This window comes from Archangium sp. Cb G35 (assembly GCF_001896145.1).
GTDB classification, from domain to species: domain Bacteria; phylum Myxococcota; class Myxococcia; order Myxococcales; family Myxococcaceae; genus Archangium; species Archangium violaceum.
On sequence record NZ_MPOI01000007.1, the window covers coordinates 1 to 22,393 of the forward strand.

The following is a 22,393-nucleotide window of genomic DNA, read 5'->3' on the forward strand; positions in this document are numbered from 1 at the left end:
CCCTCGCGCCAGTCGTCTCCGCGCTGATTGAGGAAGGCGCGCACGAACAGCCGTCGCGAGAAACTCAGCACCGCCACCAGCAGGAACACCTTCACCAACTGCCCGCCCAGCAGCACCTTCTTCTCACCGAAGTCCACCTGCATCTGCTGTCCCGGCTTCGTCTCGAAGCGCACCGTGGCCACCTGTGCCGCGTGCACCTGCCGCCGTCTCTCCTCCACCGCTCGTTGCACGGTGCGCACGCTGGCCTCCACGCCCTCCTGGGCCAGCAGCGCCTTGACGACGACGGCGTTGCCCTCCGCCGCTCCATTCCACAGCTCCACCGCGCGCTGCTGCTCTTCCCCGGTGAGCCGCCGCGCCTTGGGCCGCACCTGCTTGTCGGCCGCGCTGCCCGCGCGCAGGTAGCGCCTCACCGTGTTGCGCGCCACGCCCACCTCGCGCGCTATCCGCTTGTGGCCCCAGCCCGCCTCCGCCAGCACGCGGATGCGTCGCACCACTTCCTGCTCGACCATCGGCACCTCCGCCGCGCGGGGTGCCACAACTACTGCCGTCTCTCCCATCGAGGTTACCTCCTTGGTGTGGAGGCCCCGGGAGGGGGTCAGTTTTAGTGTCGCCAGGGGGTCAATTTTGCTGTCGCTCTACAGCAGGCTGAAGAAGCGGCCCGGGATGCAGGGCAGTTGCACGCGCCTAACCAGCCAGGAGTGGCCCCAGCTCGTCACCGCCACCCTTCGGCTGCTGGCCAGAGGGTCAGGTGCATGCCGGTCCCGAACACCTTCCAAGCGTATCTCCTGAAGTGACCACGGACGGTAGAGTCTCCCGATCAACGCGCGGGCGCATCACAGCGGGACGCTCGACGCGTGATTCCAGCGAACGCAGGAGCCGGATGGCGCATGATGGGCCACACGCACGAAGAAGGGACGTTCCGTCCATCCTGAGTTCTGGTCCCGGAGCCGCAGGCTGAGCGCACGCTCGAGCTCCAGGCGCACCACGCAGATAATGATGGGCGTACTGGTAGCAGTCGGACCAGGTGCGTTGACGTGCGGCCCCCATGCGGCGATGCGATCCACATGCTCGATGAGTCGCTGAATGGTTTCCTCCGCTTTGGTGTTCCCCGCAATCGTGGTGAGCACCTCAGCTCGCGCAGAGTGTCCGTCGTGGTGTCGAGCAGTGACTGGCATCGCTCGGCTGCTTCGAACCCATCCGACCAATGCCCGCTCCCTCCACCTGTTCAAGCATTCGCTGCTCGCACGGCATTGGATCGCGTGCGTCGCGCGCGTGCTCGGGTTTCTCAGCACCGGGTTCAACCACGTCGACGAGCATGTCCTCCTCGAACGAGGCCGGCGCGGCACGATCGGCACGGAGATAGAGCCCGAAGCAGAGGTCGACCGTCTTCAGATTGAGGGTGCTCTGGTCGCGGGCATGTGCAGCGATAAGCCGACTGGGGTCGGAGGCGATCATGAACGTCTGAGGCGAAATGGGTCTCGAGCCTGCATGACGTGTGGAACAACCAGCGGCGGTGATTGACCGTATTGGCGCCACACCAGCCGACCCCACCAAGCAGGGCTTCGCACACCATGCCCGCCAAAGCCGATGGGCAGCGCAAAGGGAGGGCTAACACTACTGCGTTAGTAGCGTGAGGAGCCCTACCGGAGCAGCCAGGAAGCGGCTGGCCGGTCGCTTGGTGTCAAAGGTCGACTCGTGCGTACTACTTGGGAGGTGGAGCACGATTCAGTGAGTCAGGCGATGGACACCTTCATGGACGCTGGCGGGGTTCAACGGCTCGAGGAGTACTTCCGAAGGATTGGCGACATCCTGGGAGAGGAGAGCCGCCGGAGTTCCTTTGCTGTTTACGCCATGGGGCTGCTCGGAGATGGGGAGCGCAAGAGCATCGAACCCATTGCGGCTCGTGCCTGCCCTGACCCCACGAAGACGGATGCGATGCACCAGCGACTGCTGCATTTCGCCGTCGACTCGCGCTGGAGCGACCGGGATGTACGCCGGGAGGCTGCCCGCTATGCCCTTTCCGCCATGACGCGACGCGAGCCCGTGGAAGCCTGGATTGTCGACGACACCGGCTTCCTCAAACAGGGCAAGCATTCGGTGGGAGTGCAGCGGCAATACACCGGCTCGGCGGGAAAAATCACCAACTGCCAGATTGGCGTCAGCCTCAGCGTCGCCACCCGTACCGAGCACCTCCCCATCGACTTTGAACTGTACCTGCCCGAGTCCTGGGCCAATGACTCGACTCGCCGCCAAGAGGCCCGAATCCCTCCAGGGATTGGCTTCAAGACCAAACCCCAGCTGGCTGTGCAAATGATTGAGAGGGCCGTGGCGGACGGCGTTTCCAAGGGAGTCGTCCTGGCGGACTCCGCGTACGGAACCTCCAGTGACTTCCGCGCGCAGGTGCGCTCCTTGGGGTTGCACTATGCGGTGGGGGTAGAGCCGCAGACAACCATTTGCCTCCTCGACAACGAGGGGCGCCCTCACGGCCAGGCGGTGAGCGTCAAAGAGATGGCTTTGAGCATCCACGAGCGTGGGGGCTTTCGACGCTGCATCTGGCGTAGCGGCACCCGCGAGGAACTCTCGGCGCGCTTTGCCCTGCGTCGCGTTTTCGCCGCGGGAGTGCCCAAGGGCCAACAAGAGCCCCTCTGGCTTCTCATCGAGTGGCGCGAGGGCGAGCCCGAGCCGGCCAACTACTTCCTCATCTCCGTGCCGGACCGCATCACCAAGAAGCAACTCATCCGCCTCGTCATGCAGCGCTGGAGAACCGAGCGCGTCTACGAGGACTTGAAGGGAGAGCTCGGACTCGACCACTACGAGGGCCGTCGCTTTCCCGGTTGGCACCACCACGTCTCCGTGGCCCTTTGCTGCTACGCGTTCATCATTGCTGAACGCGTGCGGCATTTCCCCCCCTCGGCCAGAGGGGCGGATGAAGCCTACGCGCAGCCGCTCCAGGCCTGAGCGCCACTTCCACGACAGCGTCATCACCGCACGGCTCGCCATCGCCCGGGTGATTGCCTCCTGGCTGCCCCGCTGCCCCACATGCCATCGGAGGTGCCCGAACTCATCTCGCGGGCCCCTGGGCTCTTCCGTTCATCCGTCCGGGCCCTGACGCAGTAGTGCTAAAACCTGTCCCCATGGTTTCTTCACCGCCCGGGTACACATACGTGGTTCGCAATATCGCGGTGTGTCCCTCAACCCCCTCTGAAGAATCCGCAGCAGCGAGCTGAGCTCCAGACCAGAAGCTAATCAACTTCCAGTCCGGGTTCCGCACGGGGACCTGACACCCATCAAAACGGCTCGGTACTGAAGGGCTCGCCGCCTCTACTCGCCCGCCTCCTTTTGTTCCCTCCTCCTCCGAATTGCATGGAGTCTCTCCACAACGGAGAAGGGGAAAAGGGCGCGGTGCTGGATGTTCGCGTAGAACGCCGCCAGAAAGCGTTCGCTCCCAATCTGGATGACGGCCTGAGCAAGATGCTCGGCCTGAGCACCCCACCAAGCCTCCGCCTCGTCACGCGTGTTGAACGTGGCCACCACAGGAGGGAGACCGTTTCGCGTCATCTCTTCGATATGAATCGCGATCGCCAGATCTGGAACAAGCCCACGGCGTTCTCCGTCGCGAGACGAAAGGACGACGTGGTAATCGTCCGCGATCAACAAGAGGGCCAGATCGGGCGACAGGGGCCTTTCCCTGATCCAGACTTCTGCTTCGTCGCGGGTGTTGAAGGACGCGATGACCCACGGGGGCGTCTTGGATTCAACATCACTGCGGTAACGTTCGACCTCATACGCCTGACCATTCTGCCAGACGAACCAGAGCGCATCGATGGCGAGGAGAAACAACTCCTTCTCCTCGGGAGACTGGGCATGTTCCCGGCTCTTGCCGAGCAACTCCTGTGCTTCGAGGATGCGGTCGAAGATCGTCACTGCGCCACCGCCGTGAATCGAAGCTCGCCATCAGACTCCGAGGACGCCAATGCAGCCGCCGGAATCAACGCGATGAGCACTCCAGGGGGGAAGGCCACGATGAAGGCAACTCCTGCAACGACGACCATACTTCCCACCAACAATCCGTTGCGGTTGCGCTTCAACCAGTCAACCGCTTGATTCGTGGCCGAGAACTCTTGAGGGCGGCGCCTCTGCAGCTCTTCGCAATCGAGGTACGGCTGCCAGCAGCCCTTCCTGCAACCTGAATTGCGAAAGGTCGAATTCCACAACGGGGCGCCAGCTGTGTGTGAGGTGACCGCTAGGGGACTCCTGGAGGACGAGCACGTACTGGTCGAGCTCTCCGACGGCTGGGGACAAGCTGTCTCCAGCCATCTCCACGGGCCCACGGGTGCTCGCATCATGAGCCGGCCCCGGACCTGCCGGTCCGGATGCACAGCCCGATACGAGCACTCCCAGGAGGGCCAGTACCCCCAACTGCAACTTCCCGCTTCTCATCCGGCCGAAGCTATGCGGGCGATATGGGCGGCACAAGCGTCTCAGCGCGTGGAGCCCACGAACTCGCGGAAGCGCTCCAGGCCCTTGCGCAGCTGCTCGCGCGAGGTCGCGAAGCTCATCCGGAGGTAGCCCTCCATGCCGAACGGAGCTCCCGGCATCGCGCCCATCCGGAAGTCGTTGAGCAGGATCTCCGAGATCTGCATCGAGCCCGTCAGCGGCTCGCCCTTGTACGTGCGCCCCAGCAGGCTGCTCACGTTGGGCAGCACGTAGAAGGCGCCCTCGGGACGCCGACAACGCACGCCCTCCACCGAGTTGAGCGCATCCACCACCATGTCCCGCCGCCCCCGGTACTCCTCCACCATGGGCACGAAGATGTCCTGTGGGCCCTTCAGCGCCGCCAGCGCCGCCTTCTGCACGAAGGACGCCGCGTTCGACGTGGACTGGTCCTGCACCATCTGCATGCCCGCGATGAGCCACTTGGGCCCCGCCGCGTAACCCATGCGCCAGCCCGTCATCGAGAAGGCCTTGCTCATCCCGTTGATCACCACCAGCCGCGGCACGAGATCCGGCGCCACGTTGCCGATGTTCAGGAACTCGCCCTGGTAGAGCAGCTTCTCGTAGATGTCATCGCTGATCACCAGGCACTCGTGCCCGCGCACCGCCTCCGCGATTCCCTCCAGCGCGGCCCGCGAGAACACCGCTCCGGACGGATTGCTCGGGCTGTTGAGGATGATCGCCTTCGTGCGCGGAGAGAGCGCCCGGCGGATGGCGTCCGGATCCGGCGCGAAACCGTCCTCCTCGCGCGTCTGCACGAAGACGGGCTTGCCACCCGCCAACTGCACCATCTCCGGGTAGCTCACCCAGTACGGCGCCAGGATGATGACCTCGTCGCCCTCGTTCAGCAGCGCCTGGAAGGCGTTGTAGATGGCCTGCTTGGCCCCCACCGACACCACCACCTGATCCGGCGCGAACTTGAGGCGGTTGTCCCGCTCCAGCTTGCCGCAGATGGCCTCGCGCAGCTCCGGGATGCCCGCCGTGGGCGTGTACTTCGTGAAGCCCTGCCGCAGGGCCTCGATGGCCGCCTGCTTGATGTGCTCCGGCGTGTCGAAGTCGGGCTCGCCCGCCACGAGCCCCACCACATCCACGCCCTGCGCCGCCAGCGCCTTCGCCTTCGCGTTGAGCGCGAGCGTGGGTGACGGCTTGATGGCCTTGAGCCGGTTCGCAAGATTCATGGCTGGTGACTAACAGCGCGCACCCCGGGTGGACAAGAAGCCCGGAGTCACCAGTGAACAGATCCACGCCCTGCCACGGTGCACCAGTGACTCTCGGCACACCGCGTCATCGCTCCACGCTTCTGGCGCCGCTCAGCCCTGCTTCGCGTACTTCGCGCGCAGCACCTTCAGCACGTTGGGCGGAACCAGTCCCTCCACGTTGCCGCCGAACGAGGCCACCTCGCGCACGAGCTGCGACGACACGTAGAAGTAGTCCTCGCCCGTCATCATGAAGACGGTCTCGATGCCGGGCGCCAGCTTGCGGTTCATGTTCGCCAGCTGGAATTCGTACTCGAAGTCCGAAACTGCCCGCAGTCCGCGCAGCAGCACGTTCACGTTGCGCTTCTTCGCGTACTCCACCAGCAGTCCGTGGAAGGCATCCACCTCGACCCGCGGATCCTGGCAGGCCTCGAGGATGAGCTGTTTGCGCTCTTCCTCGCTGAAGAGCGGGACCTTCTTCGGGTTCACCGCCACAGCGACGATCACCCGATCGAACATCTGGAGTGCGCGCTGGATGATGCTGAGGTGACCGTTGGTGAGCGGATCGAACGAGCCCGGATAGATGGCAGTGCGCATGCGCTCCCAGTCTCGACGCACCGTGACAACCGGTCAAGGAATGCGGAACAGACTGACCAATGTGTCACCGAAACGCCGCTGATCCACCCGCTCGAAGCCCTCGTGGGACTCGGGGGCCGCCTCCCGCTTGTCGTGCTCGACGACCACCGTGCCCCCGGGGGCCAGCACCTTGCTCCGGGCGATCCCCTCCAGCACCGTCTCCACCACCCGGGCCGCGTACGGAGGGTCCGCGAAGATGAGCTCGAACCTGTCCCCCTTCCGGCCGAGCACCTCGAGCGCCCGCTCCACCGGCTGCGCGAGGATCTCCACCCGGGCGCCAAAGCCCAGCGTCTCCGTGTTGGTCCGGCAGAGAGACAGCGCCTCGCGGTCCGAATCCACCAGCACGGCCCGGGTGGCCCCTCGCGAGACGGACTCGAGGCCCAGCGCCCCCGTCCCCGCATAGAGGTCCAGCACCTTCTGCTCCTCCAGCCACTGGCCGAGCACGTTGAAGATCGTCTCGCGCACCCGGTCCGCCGTGGGGCGGATGTGCTTCGACGTGGCCTTGGGGCCCGCCAGCGCCCTTCCCTTCGCACTGCCCGCAACAATCCGCATCAGTCTCCCCGCTCCGCCAGGAAGAGCATCGACTTCCACCCCGTCCGCGATGCGCCCAGCGCCGCCAGCACCTCGCAGGCCTCGGTGAAGGTCAGCGCCTCCAGCCGCGTCGCCTCCGTGCCCTCCAGCGCCGGAAGCTGTGCACCCATCACCCCGAGCAACTCCCCCGCTCCCAGTCCGGCCTTCTCCGCCTTCTGCTCCAGGCTCGTGCGCACCTGCTCCGGGAACGAGGCCAGCGCCAGCCGCTCGAAGGGCGCCGTGCACTCCACCTTCTTCACCCCCGCCGCCACGTACGTCGGCAGCACCCGCGCCGAACGCCGTCCCGCCTCCCCCACCGTCACCCCGACTCCGTATTGCCCCGCCAGCTCCACGAGGCTCCGCAGGAACTGCACGTCCTGATCCTCCTCACCCAACAGGGCGGCGGACACACGCAGGAACAGCACCGCCAGGCCCCGCCGCCGCAGGCCCTCCAATAGATCCCGGGCATCGTCCAGCTCACTGCCCTCGGCGCCCGCGGGCAGCGACACCTCCAGCGCCAGCTCCCGCTCCACCACCGGCCCGGCCAGCCGCCGCACCGCATCCGCCGCCGCGCCCGCGTCCAGCCGCGTCACGTCCAGCGACACCAGCGAGAAGCCCGCGTCCACCAGGCGGAAGAGGCCCTCCTCGAGTTGCCCCAATGTCTCCGGCTCCGCCCTCGGCACCCGCACCGGCCCCGCCTGCAGGAAGACGGGACGCGTGTGGCCATCCGCCTCCGCCACCTCCTGCACCGAGGCCATGAAGCGCTCGGCCGCGCCCCGGTCCGCCAACGGGTGCGGGCACATCAGCCCCAGCACCGCGTCCTCGCTCCGCGCCGCCGCCAGCAACCCCGGCAACATCGGCCGCACGGGCACGGGCGCACACGGCAGCGCCGCCGGTACCCCCTCTAGCGCCGCGAGCAGATCGCGCGGGTTGAGCGCGGGCAGCCGCGAGCGGGTCCCCAGCCGCGCCACCACGCTCGTCGGCCTCAGCGTCAGCACCTTGTCGAGCACGTTCATCCGGAGGACGAGAATCATCCGCTCCCGAGGGAGGCCGCAAGCGCGATATGGGGAATTTCGTTCAGCCCCTCACCTGACGCGCCCCAGGAGACGGTCGTCGGGAGTGCCAGGGCCGCGCGGAGGCCCGCTCGTGTTGGCGGCCTCACGGCGGCGGACGGCGGAAGCGGCTCAGTGCACCTCGCCCTGGTGGGCGTAGGTCTCGCTCTCGATCTGGATCGTGGTGTGGTCGATCCCGAACCGCTCGAAGAGCTCGTGCTTGGCCGCGGTGAGGATGTGGTCGTTGTTGCAGACCATCGGATCCTGCACCACCAGGTGCGCCGACAGCGCGTGCATCCCGCTGGCGATGGTCCACACGTGCAGATCATGCACGTCGCGCACGCCCTCCACCTTCAGCAGCAGGTCCTTCACCACCGACAGGTCCACGTGCGCCGGCACCGCCTCCAGCAGCACGTCCACCGCGTCGCGCACCAGCCGCACGGCGCCCACGACGATCACCACGGAGATGAGCACCGAGATGATCGGGTCCACCATGTACCAGCCCGTCAGGTACATCACCCCGGCGCCGATCAGCACCCCCACGCTGGAGAGCGCGTCCCCCAGCACGTGCAGGAACGCCCCGCGCACGTTCATCGAGTGCGAACGGTGCAGGAAGCCGAGCGCTCCCAGGTTCGCCACCAGGCCCACCGTGGCCACGATCGCCATGGGGCCCAGCTTCACCTCGGCCGGGGCGCGCATCCGCTCCCAGGCCTCCAGCAGGATGATGACGGTGATGCCCAGCAGCAGCACGCCGTTGAGCAGCGCGCTGAGGATCTCCATGCGGTAGTAGCCGTACGTCTTCTTCAGATCCGCCGGCTTGCCCGAGAACCACAGCGCCAACAGGCTCAGCGCCAGCGCGCTCACATCCGTGAGCATGTGGCCCGCGTCGGACATCAACGCCAGCGAGTTGGTGAGGTAACCTCCCACCGCCTCCGCCACTGCGATCGTCCCCGTCAGCACCAGGGCGAACAGGAGCCGCGACCGGTCCTTCCGCCGCTCCTCCTTCATGGAAGGATGCAGCCGCTTCGCGGGTTGACCGTGACCGTGCCCCTCACACGCCTCGCCGTGGGCGTGATCATGGTCATGTCCCGATGCGCCATGGATGTGGGTAGAGGTAGTCACGAGCGGATGATGTGCGAACGCAGATCCACGGAGAAGCACCAAACGGCTAGAGTCCCAAAACATCGCGGGTTCAAGGTTTTTCCCTGTTGAACCTCCCCAAGGCACGGCAGATGGACTTCGAGAGGCACCAGAACCTGCACACCATCATCATGCTGCGGGAAATCATTCGCAAGTGGTGGAGAGCGGAGCTCCACTTCGCGGACCGCAACGGGCTGGTGATGGATTGGCAGAAGGGAGGAGATATTCCCCCGACGCCCAACGGGTGCTGCCGCTTGTCGCTCAGCTCGCGGGAAGGACTGCGGCGTTGCAACCAGTCCGTGCGCCAGCTGCACGAGCAGTTCCGGACCAACCGGCGCCTGCGCCGCGCCACCGTGCAGCCGTGCCACCTGCAATTCAGCCTCGTGGGCGCGCCCATCTACGTGCAGGACGAGTACGAGGGCTGCCTCTTCGTGGAGGGCTTCCTGCGCGAACGGCCCTCGAGCCGGGAAGTGGACGTGCTCAAGACGCGCCTGCGCGAGCTGGGCGCGGTGAGCTCGGATGTGGAGCGCGTGGTGGAGCGCCTGCCGGTGCTCGGCGACGAGGGCATGGAGCGGCTGGCGGATCTGCTCGAGTACGGCTCCAGCGAGATCGCCGCCTTCGAGGCCGACAAGGCCCGCCGCGAGGAGAGTGGTCCGCCGGGAGTCACCCCGGGCAGCGGCGAGCACTACCGCTTCGAGGACATCATCGGCCGCTCCGGGCCCATGCAGGAGATCTTCAAGCTGCTGCAGAAGGTTTCCAACTCGGAGGCCACCATCCTCATCAATGGGGAGTCGGGCACGGGCAAGGAGCTGGTGGCGCGCGCCATCCACTCCAACGGCCCGCGGCGGCACGGCCCCTTCGTGGTGCAGAACTGCTCGGCCTTCAACGACAACCTGCTGGAGAGCGCGCTCTTTGGCCACATGCGCGGCTCCTTCACCGGCGCCATGCGCGACAAGAAGGGCCTCTTCGAGGTGGCCGACACGGGCACCTTCTTCCTGGACGAGGTGGGCGACATGTCCCCCGCCCTGCAGGTGAAGCTGCTGCGCGTGCTCCAGGAGGGCACCTTCCTGCCCGTGGGTGGCACCGAGCCGCGCGAGGTGGACGTGCGCGTCATCGCCGCCACGCACAAGGATCTGGGGGAGATGGTGAAGCGGGGCGAGTTCCGCGAGGACCTCTACTACCGCATCAACGTCATCCGGGTGCACCTGCCCCCGCTGCGCGAGCGCCGGGACGATCTGCCCCTGTTGGTGGACCACTTCCTGCGCAAGCACCACCGCGAGGGCCAGCGCGCCCGGGGCCTGTCTCCCGAGGCCATGGCCCTGCTCGCCTCCTACGCCTGGCCCGGCAACGTGCGCGAGCTGGAGAACGAGATGGAGCGCCTGCTGGTGCTCGGTGGAGACCTGGATCTGCTGCCCGCCGAGCTCATCTCCAGCCGCATCCGGGATGCGGTGACGCCCGGGAGCCTCTCCATGCTCACCGCCCGCGCCGCCGGCAAGCTGCACGAGGCCGTGGAGACGTTGGAACGCGACATGATCCACCAGGGACTGTTGCGCACTGGCAACAACAAGAGCCGGCTGGCGAGGGAGCTTGGCATCAGCCGCTCCAACCTTATCTTGAAGATCGCCAAGTACGGCCTCGACAAGGGTCTCCCACCCGACGCCGGGGCAGACGCGTGATCCGATAACCCATGAGCCACTATTTCCGGCAGGACTTCCTCACGGTGCCCGATGGGGCATCGCTGTACTACCAGGTGCAGGGTGAGGGCGAGCCGGGGATGGTGATGTGCGACGGCCTGGGCTGCGACGGCTTCGTCTGGAAGTACCTCGCGCCCTACCTGGAGCAGCGCTACCGGGTGCTGCGCTGGCACTACCGGGGCCATGGGCGCTCGGGACTGCCCCGCGACCGTCAGCGGATTGGAATGCTCTACACCTGCGATGACCTCAACCGGGTCATGGACGCGGCGGGCATCGACCAGGCCGTGCTCTTCGCCCACTCCATGGGAGTGCAGGTGGCGCTTGAGTTCCACCGCCGCTACGCCCACCGGGTGAAGGGGCTCGTCCTCCTCTGCGGCAGCTATGGCAGCCTGCTGGACACCTTCCACGACGGCGACTGGCTCAAGCGGCTCTTCCCCTTCATCCGCTTCACCGTGGAGCGCTTCCCCGAGCCCGCCGCCCGGCTGACGCGCACCCTGCTGAGCACCGATCTGGCCATGCAGGTGGCCCTCTCCGTGGAGCTCAACCGATCGCTGCTGGCCAAGAGCGACCTGGTCCCCTACTTCACCCACCTGGCCAACATGGATCCGGTGGTCTTCGTGAGGACCCTGGAGTCCGCCGCCCACCACAGCGCGTGGGATCACCTGCCCCACGTGGACGTGCCCACCCTCATCGTCGCGGGCGAGCACGACAAATTCACCCCGGCGTGGCTGTCGAGGCGCATGGCCGCCCACATCCCGGACGCCGAGTTCATGATGGTGCCCCAGGGCACCCATGCCGCCCCCCTGGAGCACCGCGATCTGGTGGAGCTCCGGGTGGAGCGCTTCCTGCGAGAGCATCTGCCCGCCTCGCCGCCCGCTCCCCTCCCCGCACACCGGGAGAGCGGGCGGGATTTGCTGCTGGATGTGGCCGCGTCGCCTACCTGACCGCCCTTCTTTCTTGCAGCCACGTTGCACAGTGGACACCCCCGGCATATAAGCGCCCGCCCTCCGCGTTCCTGTGAAGTTCACACAGGGTCCCCCGCGCGGGGCCTGGGCGCTTTGCCCATCCACGATCTTCTCAGCCGGAGGACGCAGCTCCGGCTCACCTCGACATGATTGCCCGAGAGAACATCCGTAACGTCGCCATCGTCGCCCACGTCGACCATGGCAAGACCACCCTCGTCGACCACATGCTCCGCCAGGCGGGCATCTTCCGCAGCAATGAAGCCGTGACCGAGCGGGTCATGGACTCGAACGACCTCGAGCGCGAGAAGGGCATCACCATTCTCGCGAAGAACACGGCCGTCACCTACCAGGGCAAGCAGATCAACATCATCGACACCCCGGGCCACGCGGACTTCGGCGGTGAGGTGGAGCGCGGCCTGCGCCTGGTGGATGGCGTGATCCTCCTGGTGGACGCGGCCGAAGGCCCCCTGCCCCAGACGCGCTTCGTGCTCAGCAAGGCGCTGGGCATGGGCCTGAAGACGGTGCTCGTCATCAACAAGATCGACCGCCAGGACGCCCGTCCCAAGGAGATCCTGGATCAGGTCTACTCGCTCTACATCGACCTGGGCGCGGACGACACCCAGCTCGAGTTCCCGGTGTTGTACACGGTCGCCCGCCAGGGCCAGAGTTCGACCTCGCTGGAGCAGCCGGGCAAGACCCTGGAGCCGCTGTTCCAGGCCATCCTGTCGCACATCTCGCCCCCGCCGGCCCCGACGCAGGATCCGCTGCAGCTGCTGGTGGCCAACCTGGACTATGACGACTACGTGGGCCGCCTCGCGGTGGGCCGCGTCCAGTCCGGCCGGCTCGCGCCCAACATGCCCGTGGCCGTCATGCGGGACGGTGGCAAGATCGAGCAGGGCAAGATCGTGAAGCTCTACGGCTTCCAGGGTCTCAAGCGCACGGAGATCGCGGACGCGGGCCCCGGAGAGATCGTCTCCATCGCGGGCATCGAGTCCATCTCCATCGGCGACACCATCGCCGATGCGGAGAAGCCGGTGGCCCTGCCGCGCATCACCGTGGACGAGCCCACGATGATGATGATCTTCAAGGTCAACGACGGGCCGCTGGCGGGCAAGGAGGGCAAGTATGTCACCAGCCGCAACCTGCGCGAGCGCCTGTACCGTGAGGCCTACCGTAACGTGTCCATCCGCGTGGAGGACACGGAGACGCCGGACGCCTTCCGCGTGGTGGGCCGTGGCGAGCTCCAGCTGGCGGTCATCATCGAGACGATGCGCCGCGAGGGCTACGAGCTGACGGCCTCCAACCCGGAGCCGGTGACGAAGACGATCGACGGCGTGCTGAACGAGCCGATGGAGCTGATGTTCTGCGACGTGCCCGAGGGCAGCGTGGGCGCGGTGACGGAGCGCCTGGGGCCTCGCAAGGGCCGCATGTCGGACATGACGCAGCTGGGTGGCGGGCGTACGCGCCTGGTGTTCCGCATCCCGGCGCGTGGCCTCATCGGCTTCCGGTCCGAGTTCCTCACGATTACCCGTGGTGAGGGCATCATGAGCAGCCAGTTCGATGGGTACGAGCCGTGGTTCGGCTACATCCCGAAGCGGGCGAACGGCGCGATCGTGTCGGACCGCCTGGGCGAGACGGTGCCCTACGCGCTCTTCAGCATCCAGGAGCGTGGCCACCTGTTCGTGGGTGCTGGCGTGACGATCTACGAGGGGATGATCATCGGCGAGCACGTGCACCCGTCGGAGCTGAACGTGAACGCGTGCCGCGAGAAGAAGCTGACGAACATCCGCGCGGCTGGCCGCGACGAGAACGTGATTCTCACCCCGCCGCGCGAGATGGGGCTGGAGAAGGCGCTCGAGTGGATCGCCGACGACGAGCTGGTGGAGGTGACGCCGAAGTCGGTGCGCATGCGCAAGAAGGCGCTGAGCTCGGGCGAGCGTTACCGTGCCGAGCGTGATCGCAAGCGCGAGGAGCGCGGCGAGGCGTAGAGCCCAGGAATCACTGGGACGGGGTGAGGGTATCGAGCCCAATCGGGTTCCGATCACCCTCTCCCTCTGGGAGAGGGCTGGGGTGAGGGTCTACGAGGCCCCCACCGTGGCCCTTTGCCATTTGAAGCCGAAGCGGAGCCTCCGCGGGCCGGTTACACATCCAGTCCGATGTCCAGCCGAGCCCGACTCCAAAACCGCTTCCACCTGATCGCGGTCGCCCTCACCACCCTGGTTCAGCTCCCGGCGGTGTTATGGCTCTGCTGGCTCACGCGGACGCCGTTGCCGATGCTCGTGGCGGCGCTGCTCTCCTGGCCGTACCTGCGGCAGCTCCAGAGCCCCTGGCAGACCACGGAGCGAAACCTCTCCACCTACCTGGCGTTGGGCTGGTGGTCGGCCTGCCTGGTGTTTGGCCTGCTGATGGTGCCCACCGCGCTGGCCATCGGGGCGGGAGTTCCCTTCGGACCGGCCTGGGGTCTGGCGGGAGCCCTCTCGCTGGGACTGGGGGCTGATTCGGTCCTCGGGCGTCCGAGGCTGCGGCGGAGGGTGGTGCGAGTGGAGGGGCTGCCTCCAGCGCTGGACGGCTACCGCATCGGGCAGATCTCCGACGTCCACTGTGGCCCGCACGTGCCCGAGAAGCGGGTGGCCACCTGGGTCGCCCGGCTCAACGCGCTCGAGCTGGACCTGGTAACCGTCACCGGGGACCTCATCACCCACGGTTCGTCACACGTCGAGGCCGTGGCGAGGGCGCTCGGCGGCCTGCGAGCGAAGGACGGCGCCTTCGCGTGCATGGGCAACCACGACTACTTCACCGACGGCGAGGACCTGGTGCGGCAACTGGAGCGCCACGGCCTCACCGTGCTTCGCAACGAGGGGACGGTCATCCAGCGGAACGGGGCCTCCCTCTACGTCGCGGGCGTGGACGACACCTGGACCTCACGCGACGACCTGCCACGGGCCCTCCGGGCGAGACCGGAGGGGGCCCCGGCAGTGTTGCTCGCGCACGACCCCGACCTGTTCCCGGAGGCCCAGGCCCGCTCGGTCGAACTGACGCTCTCGGGCCACACCCATGGGGGCCAGCTTGGCGTCCCTGGGGTACCCCGGCTCTCGCTGGCGCGGTTCATGACCGTCTGGACGGCGGGGCTGTACCGGCGGGGCCGCTCGTGGCTGTACGTGAACCGGGGCGTGGGCACCACGGGGCCACCGGCGCGGCTGGGGGCTCCGCCAGAGCTGGCGGTCATCACCCTTCGCCGGGCGTGAAGCGCGCGCCCAGGCCGGATGGGCACCTGCCCACGGAGTGACAGGGAGCACCGATAGCCTTGAAGAAGGCCTGGGGGCTCGGCCATTCTCCGGCCCATGGGACGCATTTTCGAAACCCGCAAGACCACGATGTTCGCCCGCTGGAACAAGATGGCGAAGATCTTCACGCGGATCAGCAAGGACATCGCCATCGCGGTGAAGGCTGGAGGCCCGAGCCCGGACAACAACCCGGCCCTCCGCCGGGCGTTTCAGAACGCCCGCGCCGCGAACATGCCCAAGGACAAGGTCGAGGCCGCCATCAAGCGCGCCAGCGGCCAGGACGCGAAGGACTACGAGGTCGTCCTCTACGAGGGCTTCGCGCCGCACGGCATCGCCGTCCTGGTGGAGACCGCGACCGACAACGTGGTGCGCACCGTCGCCAACGTCCGCATGCACTTCAAGGATTGGGGCGGCAACATGGGTAACAGCGGCAGCGTTGCCTACATGTTCCAGCGCATGGGCGTCTTCCGGCTCGCCCCCGAGGGGCTGGATCTGGAGGCGCTCGAGCTGGAGCTGATCGACCACGGGTTGCAGGAGATGGGCGAAGGCACCGGCGAGAAGGGTGAGAAGCAGATCATCATCCGCTGTGCCTTCAACGACTTCGGACAGCTCCAGGCCGCCATCGAAGCGAAGGGCATCCATCCCATCTCCTCGGAGTCCGAGTACATCGCCCAGACCCCGATCGAGCTGCCCGAGGACAAGGCGAAGGAAGTGCTGGAGCTGATGGACGCACTCGAGCAGGACGAGGACGTCCAGCGCGTGTTCCACAACCTGGCGTGATGGAACTGACGCTCACCACGCCCGGGCTGCTCTTTCCCACGGTGTCGTTGCTGTTGCTGGCCTACACCAACCGGTTCCTCGCCCTCGCCGCGCTGATCCGGAACATGTACGCGCAGTACCAGGCCAACCCGGATCCCCTGCTCCTGCCGCAGATCGAGAACCTGAAGATCCGGGTCCGGCTCATCCGCGACATGCAGGTCCTGGGGGTCTCCAGCCTGTTCCTCTGCGTGGTGTGCATGATGCTGCTCTTCGCGGGACTGCTTCGGCCCGCGGAGTACGTCTTCACCGGGAGCCTGCTGCTGATGCTCGGCTCCCTGGCGCTGTCCATCTGGGAGATTCAGATCTCCATCCGGGCGCTCCAGATCCAGCTGGGAGATCTGGAGCCCAGGAAGTAGGGCCGCTCAGCGGCGAACGGACCTCTTCTGGAGTTCCGAGGCCCAGCTCCCGGCGCTCCATCCATCCCGCTCCATGCGCGCGCGACGCTCGACGGGGATGTCCTTCCAGGCGAGACCCTGCTCCAGCTCGGGCAGCGGTCCGAAGATCGTACCGGGCGTCATCGAGGCGACGTCCTGTGCGCGCTCGAGCCGCGAGCCCTGCATGGTGACGCCGTACTCCCTCTTGACCTTGGAGTCCTTCGAGACCTCCTTCTCGACGCTCACGCCGCCTCCGAACGTCCCCTTCTCGTGATTGAACTCGGAGTAGGCGCCGTAATCGGTACCGGGGATGGGCAGCTCCATGCGGACAGTGCCCTCTGAATCGATGCTCGCTTTGCCCACCCCGAAGTCGATCCCCTTCGACGTCTTGGCCGCGCCCGAGGACTCGATCTCAGCGGCCATCTTCTGGTGCCCCAGAGACGCCTCCGCTCCGGCCTTCGAGGAGCTGTCCATCTTCCCGTACTGGGTGACACTCGTCTCCCGGGACACTTTCAGCGTCATGCCCTCGCTCTCCACGCTGAGCTCCGTCTCCTGCTTGAGCTTGAGCGTTCCAGCCCGCTGCGCATCGGCCAGATCCCGGGAACGGTGCGACACAGCTGTGTAGGCCTGACCGCGGGTGTCCGGCACCCGGGCCCAGCTCGAACGGAAGGATGAGTAATCCGGGTGCGAGGAGATCACCCCGGGCTCGCTCAGCGTGAACGGAGCCACCGGATATCCCAGGTCGCGGATGGCCGGCAGTTCCTTCGCCTGCATGACCTGCTCGGAGTACCGCCGCACATAGGCCTGGTGCGCGTCGTAATAGGCCTTTCTGGCCTCGCTGTTCTTCTCATGAACGAGCTGCCGGACACTGTCGGGCAGGTTCGCGTCGTTCTTGTCGAGGGCCGGTCCATCGGGCGGATTGCACGGCGCCGGCTCGGCCTTCTTCCCGGGCTCGCGGGTCACGTAGCCCTTGCTCACGGCCTGGGACAGGAACGCCTCGCCCGCCTCGGGGCTCATCTGCTTCAGGTACTTCCCGAGCAGCCCGCCCTGCTCCATCCGCTCCATCATCCGGCGGTAGTCGGCTGGCGGCAGCTTCTCCAACTGCTCGTGCACCCGGCGCACGTCCGCGTCCGTGACGGCCCAGTCCTTCCAATCCGTGTGCAGGGTGGCCTGGATGTCCGCATAGGCAGCATCCGCCCGGGCCGCGTCTGCCGCCCTTCCGCCCAGCGCGAGCTGGCCCGCCGTCAGCCCTCCCCCACCCTCCGTCCCCGTGGAAGCACCACCCGGCCCCTGAGCGCGTGGCCTCTCCACGGGACCCCGGTACGTCTCCACCTGATTGCCCGGGACCGCACCGGCCGGGGTCTCCTGCTTCCCGGTGCTCCTGCCCGTCCGTGCTGGCCCGCTCGCCGACACCCGGGATGCAATGCCGTGAGACTCCGCGTCCGGGACCCGCGGGTCCGTGGATGCCAGGTTGTGGGACTCGCGCCGCGATACCGTACTCATGTTTCCGCCTCCGAGAGCGATGGGTGCGGACGCCCCACTGCAAGGGCGGCTCCAGCCCCGCTTCCCTCGGAAACCATGCCGGCGGCGCTCGTCCGCCCGTCCCCGGCCGGGACGAACGTCTCCCGTGGCGGACATCCGCGCACAGGTCGTCGGGGGACCACCTATCACCCGGTAGTCCCACTCTGTTAGAAGACAAGCGTCGGAAGGGGATACCGTGGACGACAGTAACTGGATCAACTGCCCCCACTGCGGACTCAAGCACCGGCCGAGGGCCCAGAGCCTCTGTCCCCGTTGTGGCCGGGGCTCGACGGGCTCGCGCCCCTCCACCACGGCCATCCCGAGCGTCGCCGCCCTCCCCCGGCCTTCCGTGGCCATGCCGGGCGTCGCGGACCGCACCGTCACACCCGTGGCCAGCGTTCCCGTTGCCCGGGCCGCTCCCGCCAGCGTCCCCGTGGCCCCCGTGCCCGCCCGTGCGGCGGAACACGTCCCCACCGTGGAGTACATCCCGTCCCTGGACTCCATCCCCACCCGGGAGAGAGCCCCCACCTCCGAGCCGATGCCGGCTCCCCCGGCGGAAGCCGCATCCAACGTGAACGCCGCGCTCCCCGTGGGCGGCGTCATCCTGCTGGTGAACGCGGTCCTCCACCTCTTCGAGTTCCTGTTCCTGCCCTCGGTGTCCACGGATCCCTCGCTCCGGGCGGCCCAGCTCGCGGGCACGCTCGTCGGCGTGGGGCTCGACGTGCTGCTCGGCTTCAGCTTCCTGCGCGGAAAGACCCAGCTGCTCACCCTCGGCTTCATCCGGCTCGTGGTCGGCATGTTCCTGTTCGGAGGCATGAGCCTCTACCAGGCGCAGTACCTCTTCACCCTCGTCGTGTTCGCCTTCTCCTGCGGCACGCTGGTGCTCATCTGGGGCAAGCCCTCGGCCTTCCTGGCCGGTGTCGGCCTCACCGCCGTGCTGCTCTCCCTGGGCGTGGAGCTCATCGGCTTCCAGAAGCTGGCCGCCGTGCAGCCCCTGAGCGACCGGGCCCGCATCGCCCTGCGGCCGGACCTCGAGGGCCGCCAGCTCGGCGAGGGCGAATCCATCGTCGGCGAGCGCCACCCCTACAAGCTGCGCCTCCCGTCGGATGGGTGGTACCGCCGCAAGAGCGAGGTGTCCCGGAGCGCGGACGCCAGCATCGACGTGTGGATGACCCACCCGGAGTACGCCGGCAGCCTGGTGGTGTCCGTGCGCGACTGGAATGACGCGGAGGCGGAGAACCTGCGCGAGGCGCGGGACGTGGCGCTGCGCGACCTGAAGGTGCAGTACCCCGACTTCGAGCTGGCGGAGACCTCCGACAACGGCACGCCCCTCCAGGACCCGAGCATCGCCACCCTCACCGGCAGCGCGGTGCGCAACGGCAAGCCGTTCCTGTTCGAGGTCTCCCTCTACAGGACGAACGACAGGGTGCTGCTGGTGAAGGCCTTCGCGCCCACGGCGGCCTTCGCGCCCCTGCGCCTGGAGGGCGCGAGCACGACGCTGCGGCCGGACTGAGTCCCATCACCCTCTGGCGGGTGTCAGCTCTGGGGCTCGCCCTCGGGCTGGGCGGCGACCTGGGACAGCCCGTCCTGCAGCTTGTCCAGCAGGCGCTTCAGCTCCACCAGCTCCACTTCCGTCAGACACCGGGCCGCTTCCTCATCAATCGACAGCGTCGCCTCTTCCAACGCCTCCATCGCCACCCGGCCCGCGTCGGTCGCCTGGAGCTTCACGCACCGGCGATCCTCCCCGGCACAGCGCTTCACCAGCCCGTCCTCTTCCAGGCGATCCACCAGCCGGCTCACCGCGGGCGCATCCACCAGCAACCGCTCGGCCAGCTCGGCCTGGGTCCGCACACCGCGCACGGCGATGAACTTCACTGCCAGTAGCTGCGTGAGGGGACGGCGCGACCTCACGCTCAGCCGCCGGGTAAGCAGCCGGTACAGGGTGCGCCGAAGGGCGCCTATTTGCTCCGCGAGGGTCATTTAACCTAAGAATACAATGATTGTTGTATACAACATTTGTCAATGACATCGAACGAACCGGCCGTTATAGGGGCAGCCGGACAGCACGCGACACCCGATTTTCCCTGGTTCCCCCCTGGCATGAGCTCTCGTATCGCCCTCCTCCTCCTGGCGCTCACCGCGGCCCCCGCCCTGGCCGGCCAGGATCCGCTCCTACCCGCCCCGCCCCCCTTCCAGCCGCAGGTGGACGATCCCATGCTCACCCCGGCCCAGCCCGCCTCCAGGCAGGTGGGCACCTGGGAAGAGGCGCTCGGGCTGGTGCGTGAGCGCTCCACGGATCTCCGGACCGCGGAGGCCAACGTGCAGCGCGCCGAGGGCCGATGGCGCCAGGCCCTGGCCACGCTCCTGCCCAATGGCCGCGTGTCGGCGGGTGTGGCCATGGATCTGCTCAACCCCGGCCTCGCCGTGGGCATCACGGGCATTCCGATCGCCGCACAGACGGGGGGGTCGTCGACCCTCCGGCCCACCGTGCCGCTCGCGAGTGGCTCCGTGTCGTTGACGCAGTCGGTCGTGGACATCGGTGCCTGGCGCGGGCTGTCGTCGGCCTCGGCGGCCGAGGACGGTGCCCAGGCGAACCTCCAGGACGTGCAGCGCCGCCTCACCCTGGGGCTGTCGCGCGCCCTGGTGGCCACCGTGGCCGCCGAGCGTGCCGCGGAGATCAACCGCGTGGGCCTGCGCCGGGCCCTGGAGCGTGCCGCGCTCGCCCAGCGTTCGCTGGAGCTGGGCGCGGGTACCCAGCTGGACGTGGTGCGCGTGCGCCAGGACGTGGAGGTGGCCCGGCAGTCGCTCATCTCCGGTGACGAGCAGCTGCGCCGCGCCCGCGAGGCGCTCGGCCTGTCCCTGGGCCTGCCCCAGGAGGTGGGAGTGAACCCGTCCTTCCAACTGCAGGGCCTGGTGGAGCAGACCCGGGCCACCTGTACGCCGCTGAAGGCCCTGGGTGATCGGCCGGATCTCGAGGCCGCGCGCGCGCAGGTGGATTCGGCCCGCGAGAGCACGCGTCAGGCGTCCGCCGGCTACCTGCCCACGCTCGGCATCAACAGCAACATCAACGCCTTCACCACGGAGCCCGGCCCCGGACGGGTGGCCACCTGGAGCATCGCCGCCGTCCTGTCGGTGCCCATCTGGGAAGGTGGCGGACGGGCGGGAATCGTCCGCGAGCGCGCGGGTTTGGAGCAGCAGGCGGCCGAGACGCTCGAGCGGACCCGGCGCGACGTGGAGGTGGAGGTGGCGCGCGCCCGGCGGAGCGTGGAGGTGGCCGAGTCGCTGGTGAAGACGGCGACCGAGGCGCGCGAGCTGTCCGCGAAGACGGATCAGCTCACCAGGCGAGCGTTCGAGGTCGGCCGCGGCAGCAGCCTGGAACTGGTACAGAGCGGGGCGGCCCTGCGTCAGGCGGAGCTGGCGTTGGCCCTGCGTGAATTCGAGCTTGTCCAGGCGCGCCTGGACGCATTTCTGACGGAGGCCCGGTGCGACTGGTGAGAAGGGTACGCCCCCTGAAGGCGCTGGCAGTGGGAGTGTGGGGTGCCGCCCTCGCGGCCGGAGTGGTGGGCTGCGGTGGCAAGCCGGCGGCCAAGGCCGCTCCCCCACCCCGTGAAGTCGAGGTGGTGCAGCTGGCCCCCAGCGAGGTGCGTGACACGAGCGAGTACCTCGGGAGCCTGCTGTCGCGGCAGAGCGTCAACGTGCTGCCGCAGGTGGCCGGCTACGTGCGCCGCATCCACGTGCGTCCGGGACAGAAGGTGGAGGCGGGAGCCCCGCTCATCGACGTGGACGCCCGTGAGGAAACGGCGGCGCTCGAGACGGCCCGCGCCCAGCGCACCTCCTCCGAGGTGAACCTGGAGCAGTCCCGCCGCACGCGCGCCCGCATCGAGTCCCTCTATAAGGAGGGGCTGGCGAGCGCCCAGGAGCTGGAGCAGGCCCGGGCCCAGGTGGAGGCGCTGGAGGCCAACACGCGCGCCGCCGCCGCCACGGAGGCCCAGCGCGAGGTGCAGCTTCAGTTCAACACCGTGCGCGCCCCCTTCGCCGGCACCGTGGGCGACGTGCTCGCCCGCGTGGGCGACTTCGTGAGCGCCACCACGCCCCTGACGAGCGTGGCCCAGGCGGATGTGCTCGAAGTGAGCGTGGCCGTGCCATCCGAGCGCGCCCGCTCGCTGCGGCCCGAGACGCCGCTCGAGGTGCTCGACTCCCAGGGCAAGGTGCTCATCTCCAGCCCCATCTTCTTCGTGGCCCCGCAGGCGGATCCGCGCACCCAGCTGGTGGAGGTGAAGGCGGCCTTCCGCAACACCGTGGGTCTGCGCCCCAGCGAGCTGGTGCGCGCGCGGCTCGTCTACTCCACCCGCCAGGCGCTGCAGTTGCCCGCGCTCGCGGTGGTGCGCCAGAGCGGCCAGCCGTTCGCCCTCGTGGTGGCGGAGAAGGAAGGCCAGATGGTGGTGGAGCGCCGCCCGGTGACGCTCGGGGCGCTCGGGGAAATGGCCTACGTGGTGGAGGGTGGACTGAAGGAGGGTGAGCAGGTGGCCGTCACCTCATTGCAGGCGCTGCGTCACGGCGCGCCGGTGAAGGTGAAGCCCCCGCCCGCCCGGGCCGTCACGCGGGGTACGGAGGGCGGTGGAGGAGCCGCCGGGGGCAGCCGCTAACC

The 22,393-nt window shown here is 67.9% G+C and carries 20 protein-coding genes and 1 pseudogene; 10 read left to right on the top strand and 11 right to left on the bottom strand.

The features are described 5' to 3' along the window. The 3 genes and pseudogenes from BO221_RS21490 to BO221_RS21495 form a co-directional block, all read right to left on the bottom strand. Positions 1-509: pseudogene (locus BO221_RS21490) on the bottom strand (helix-turn-helix domain-containing protein); the annotation flags it as partial. A gap of 324 nt (positions 510-833) precedes the next feature. Then, positions 834-1,127, bottom strand: coding sequence for a hypothetical protein (locus BO221_RS53885; protein ID WP_143195601.1), 294 nt, complete (start codon positions 1,125-1,127; stop codon positions 834-836). A 1-nt stretch (position 1,128) separates the two neighbouring features. Continuing rightward, on the bottom strand, positions 1,129-1,455 hold the full coding sequence (locus BO221_RS21495; RefSeq protein ID WP_073562371.1) for a hypothetical protein: 327 nt from the start codon (positions 1,453-1,455) through the stop codon (positions 1,129-1,131). A 285-nt stretch (positions 1,456-1,740) separates the two neighbouring features. Here BO221_RS21495 and BO221_RS21500 point away from each other — a divergent pair, with 285 nt between their 5' ends. Then, positions 1,741-2,958 (top strand): IS701 family transposase, encoded by a 1,218-nt coding sequence (locus BO221_RS21500; protein WP_233166195.1) that lies wholly within the window; start codon positions 1,741-1,743, stop codon positions 2,956-2,958. A gap of 363 nt (positions 2,959-3,321) precedes the next feature. Here BO221_RS21500 and BO221_RS21505 read toward each other — a convergent pair whose 3' ends face one another. From BO221_RS21505 to BO221_RS21535, 6 genes are all read right to left on the bottom strand, one after another. After that, positions 3,322-3,924, bottom strand: a complete 603-nt coding sequence (locus tag BO221_RS21505) for a hypothetical protein (RefSeq protein ID WP_073562372.1) — start codon at positions 3,922-3,924, stop codon at positions 3,322-3,324. Between the two features lie 557 nt (positions 3,925-4,481). Next, complete coding sequence (locus BO221_RS21515; RefSeq protein ID WP_073562373.1) at positions 4,482-5,672, bottom strand: pyridoxal phosphate-dependent aminotransferase; 1,191 nt, start codon at positions 5,670-5,672, stop codon at positions 4,482-4,484. A gap of 132 nt (positions 5,673-5,804) precedes the next feature. Next, the gene (coaD, locus tag BO221_RS21520; protein ID WP_073562374.1) at positions 5,805-6,287 is read right to left on the bottom strand and encodes a pantetheine-phosphate adenylyltransferase; all 483 of its coding nucleotides are present in this window, start codon (positions 6,285-6,287) and stop codon (positions 5,805-5,807) included. A 33-nt stretch (positions 6,288-6,320) separates the two neighbouring features. Further along, on the bottom strand, positions 6,321-6,878 hold the full coding sequence (rsmD, locus tag BO221_RS21525; protein ID WP_073562375.1) for a 16S rRNA (guanine(966)-N(2))-methyltransferase RsmD: 558 nt from the start codon (positions 6,876-6,878) through the stop codon (positions 6,321-6,323). Beyond that, a complete protein-coding gene (locus tag BO221_RS21530; protein ID WP_369865305.1) occupies positions 6,878-7,930 on the bottom strand; it encodes a hypothetical protein in 1,053 nt (350 codons plus the stop codon). Before BO221_RS21530 ends, rsmD begins: the two co-directional genes overlap by 1 nt. Before the next feature lie 150 nt (positions 7,931-8,080). Beyond that, positions 8,081-9,070 (bottom strand): cation diffusion facilitator family transporter, encoded by a 990-nt coding sequence (locus tag BO221_RS21535; protein WP_073562376.1) that lies wholly within the window; start codon positions 9,068-9,070, stop codon positions 8,081-8,083. Positions 9,071-9,180: 110 nt separating this feature from the next. Here BO221_RS21535 and BO221_RS21540 point away from each other — a divergent pair, with 110 nt between their 5' ends. The 6 genes from BO221_RS21540 to BO221_RS21565 all read left to right on the top strand — a co-directional run bounded on the left by BO221_RS21540 (position 9,181) and on the right by BO221_RS21565 (position 16,206). Continuing rightward, the gene (locus tag BO221_RS21540) at positions 9,181-10,764 is read left to right on the top strand and encodes a sigma 54-interacting transcriptional regulator (RefSeq protein WP_073562810.1); all 1,584 of its coding nucleotides are present in this window, start codon (positions 9,181-9,183) and stop codon (positions 10,762-10,764) included. A gap of 11 nt (positions 10,765-10,775) precedes the next feature. Then, a complete protein-coding gene (locus BO221_RS21545) occupies positions 10,776-11,726 on the top strand; it encodes an alpha/beta fold hydrolase (RefSeq protein ID WP_083681256.1) in 951 nt (316 codons plus the stop codon). A gap of 167 nt (positions 11,727-11,893) precedes the next feature. Continuing rightward, on the top strand, positions 11,894-13,735 hold the full coding sequence (gene typA, locus BO221_RS21550) for a translational GTPase TypA (RefSeq protein WP_073562377.1): 1,842 nt from the start codon (positions 11,894-11,896) through the stop codon (positions 13,733-13,735). 168 nt (positions 13,736-13,903) lie between these two features. Next, complete coding sequence (locus tag BO221_RS21555; RefSeq protein WP_073562378.1) at positions 13,904-14,992, top strand: metallophosphoesterase; 1,089 nt, start codon at positions 13,904-13,906, stop codon at positions 14,990-14,992. A 96-nt stretch (positions 14,993-15,088) separates the two neighbouring features. Continuing rightward, positions 15,089-15,811 (top strand): YebC/PmpR family DNA-binding transcriptional regulator, encoded by a 723-nt coding sequence (locus BO221_RS21560; protein WP_073562379.1) that lies wholly within the window; start codon positions 15,089-15,091, stop codon positions 15,809-15,811. After that, positions 15,811-16,206, top strand: coding sequence for a DUF2721 domain-containing protein (locus BO221_RS21565; protein ID WP_073562380.1), 396 nt, complete (start codon positions 15,811-15,813; stop codon positions 16,204-16,206). Before BO221_RS21560 ends, BO221_RS21565 begins: the two co-directional genes overlap by 1 nt. 6 nt (positions 16,207-16,212) lie before the next feature. On the opposite strand, the gene BO221_RS21570 is transcribed toward BO221_RS21565, so the two are convergent. Then, entirely contained in the window at positions 16,213-17,727 is a 1,515-nt protein-coding gene (locus BO221_RS21570) for a hypothetical protein (protein WP_143195602.1), read from the bottom strand. A gap of 214 nt (positions 17,728-17,941) precedes the next feature. Between BO221_RS21570 and BO221_RS21575 the strand changes: the two genes are divergently transcribed. After that, positions 17,942-19,258 carry a hypothetical protein gene (locus BO221_RS21575; protein WP_143195603.1) on the top strand — a complete coding sequence of 439 codons (1,317 nt, stop codon included), beginning with the start codon at positions 17,942-17,944 and terminating at the stop codon, positions 19,256-19,258. Between the two features lie 23 nt (positions 19,259-19,281). On the opposite strand, the gene BO221_RS21580 is transcribed toward BO221_RS21575, so the two are convergent. Further along, on the bottom strand, positions 19,282-19,725 hold the full coding sequence (locus BO221_RS21580) for a MarR family winged helix-turn-helix transcriptional regulator (RefSeq protein WP_073562383.1): 444 nt from the start codon (positions 19,723-19,725) through the stop codon (positions 19,282-19,284). A gap of 120 nt (positions 19,726-19,845) precedes the next feature. Here BO221_RS21580 and BO221_RS21585 point away from each other — a divergent pair, with 120 nt between their 5' ends. Then, positions 19,846-21,240: a TolC family protein gene (locus BO221_RS21585; protein ID WP_073562384.1), complete on the top strand. Its 1,395-nt coding sequence runs from the start codon at positions 19,846-19,848 to the stop codon at positions 21,238-21,240. Then, entirely contained in the window at positions 21,237-22,391 is a 1,155-nt protein-coding gene (locus tag BO221_RS21590) for an efflux RND transporter periplasmic adaptor subunit (protein ID WP_073562811.1), read from the top strand. The genes BO221_RS21585 and BO221_RS21590 overlap by 4 nt, the downstream gene beginning before the upstream one ends. Positions 22,392-22,393 lie beyond the last annotated feature (2 nt).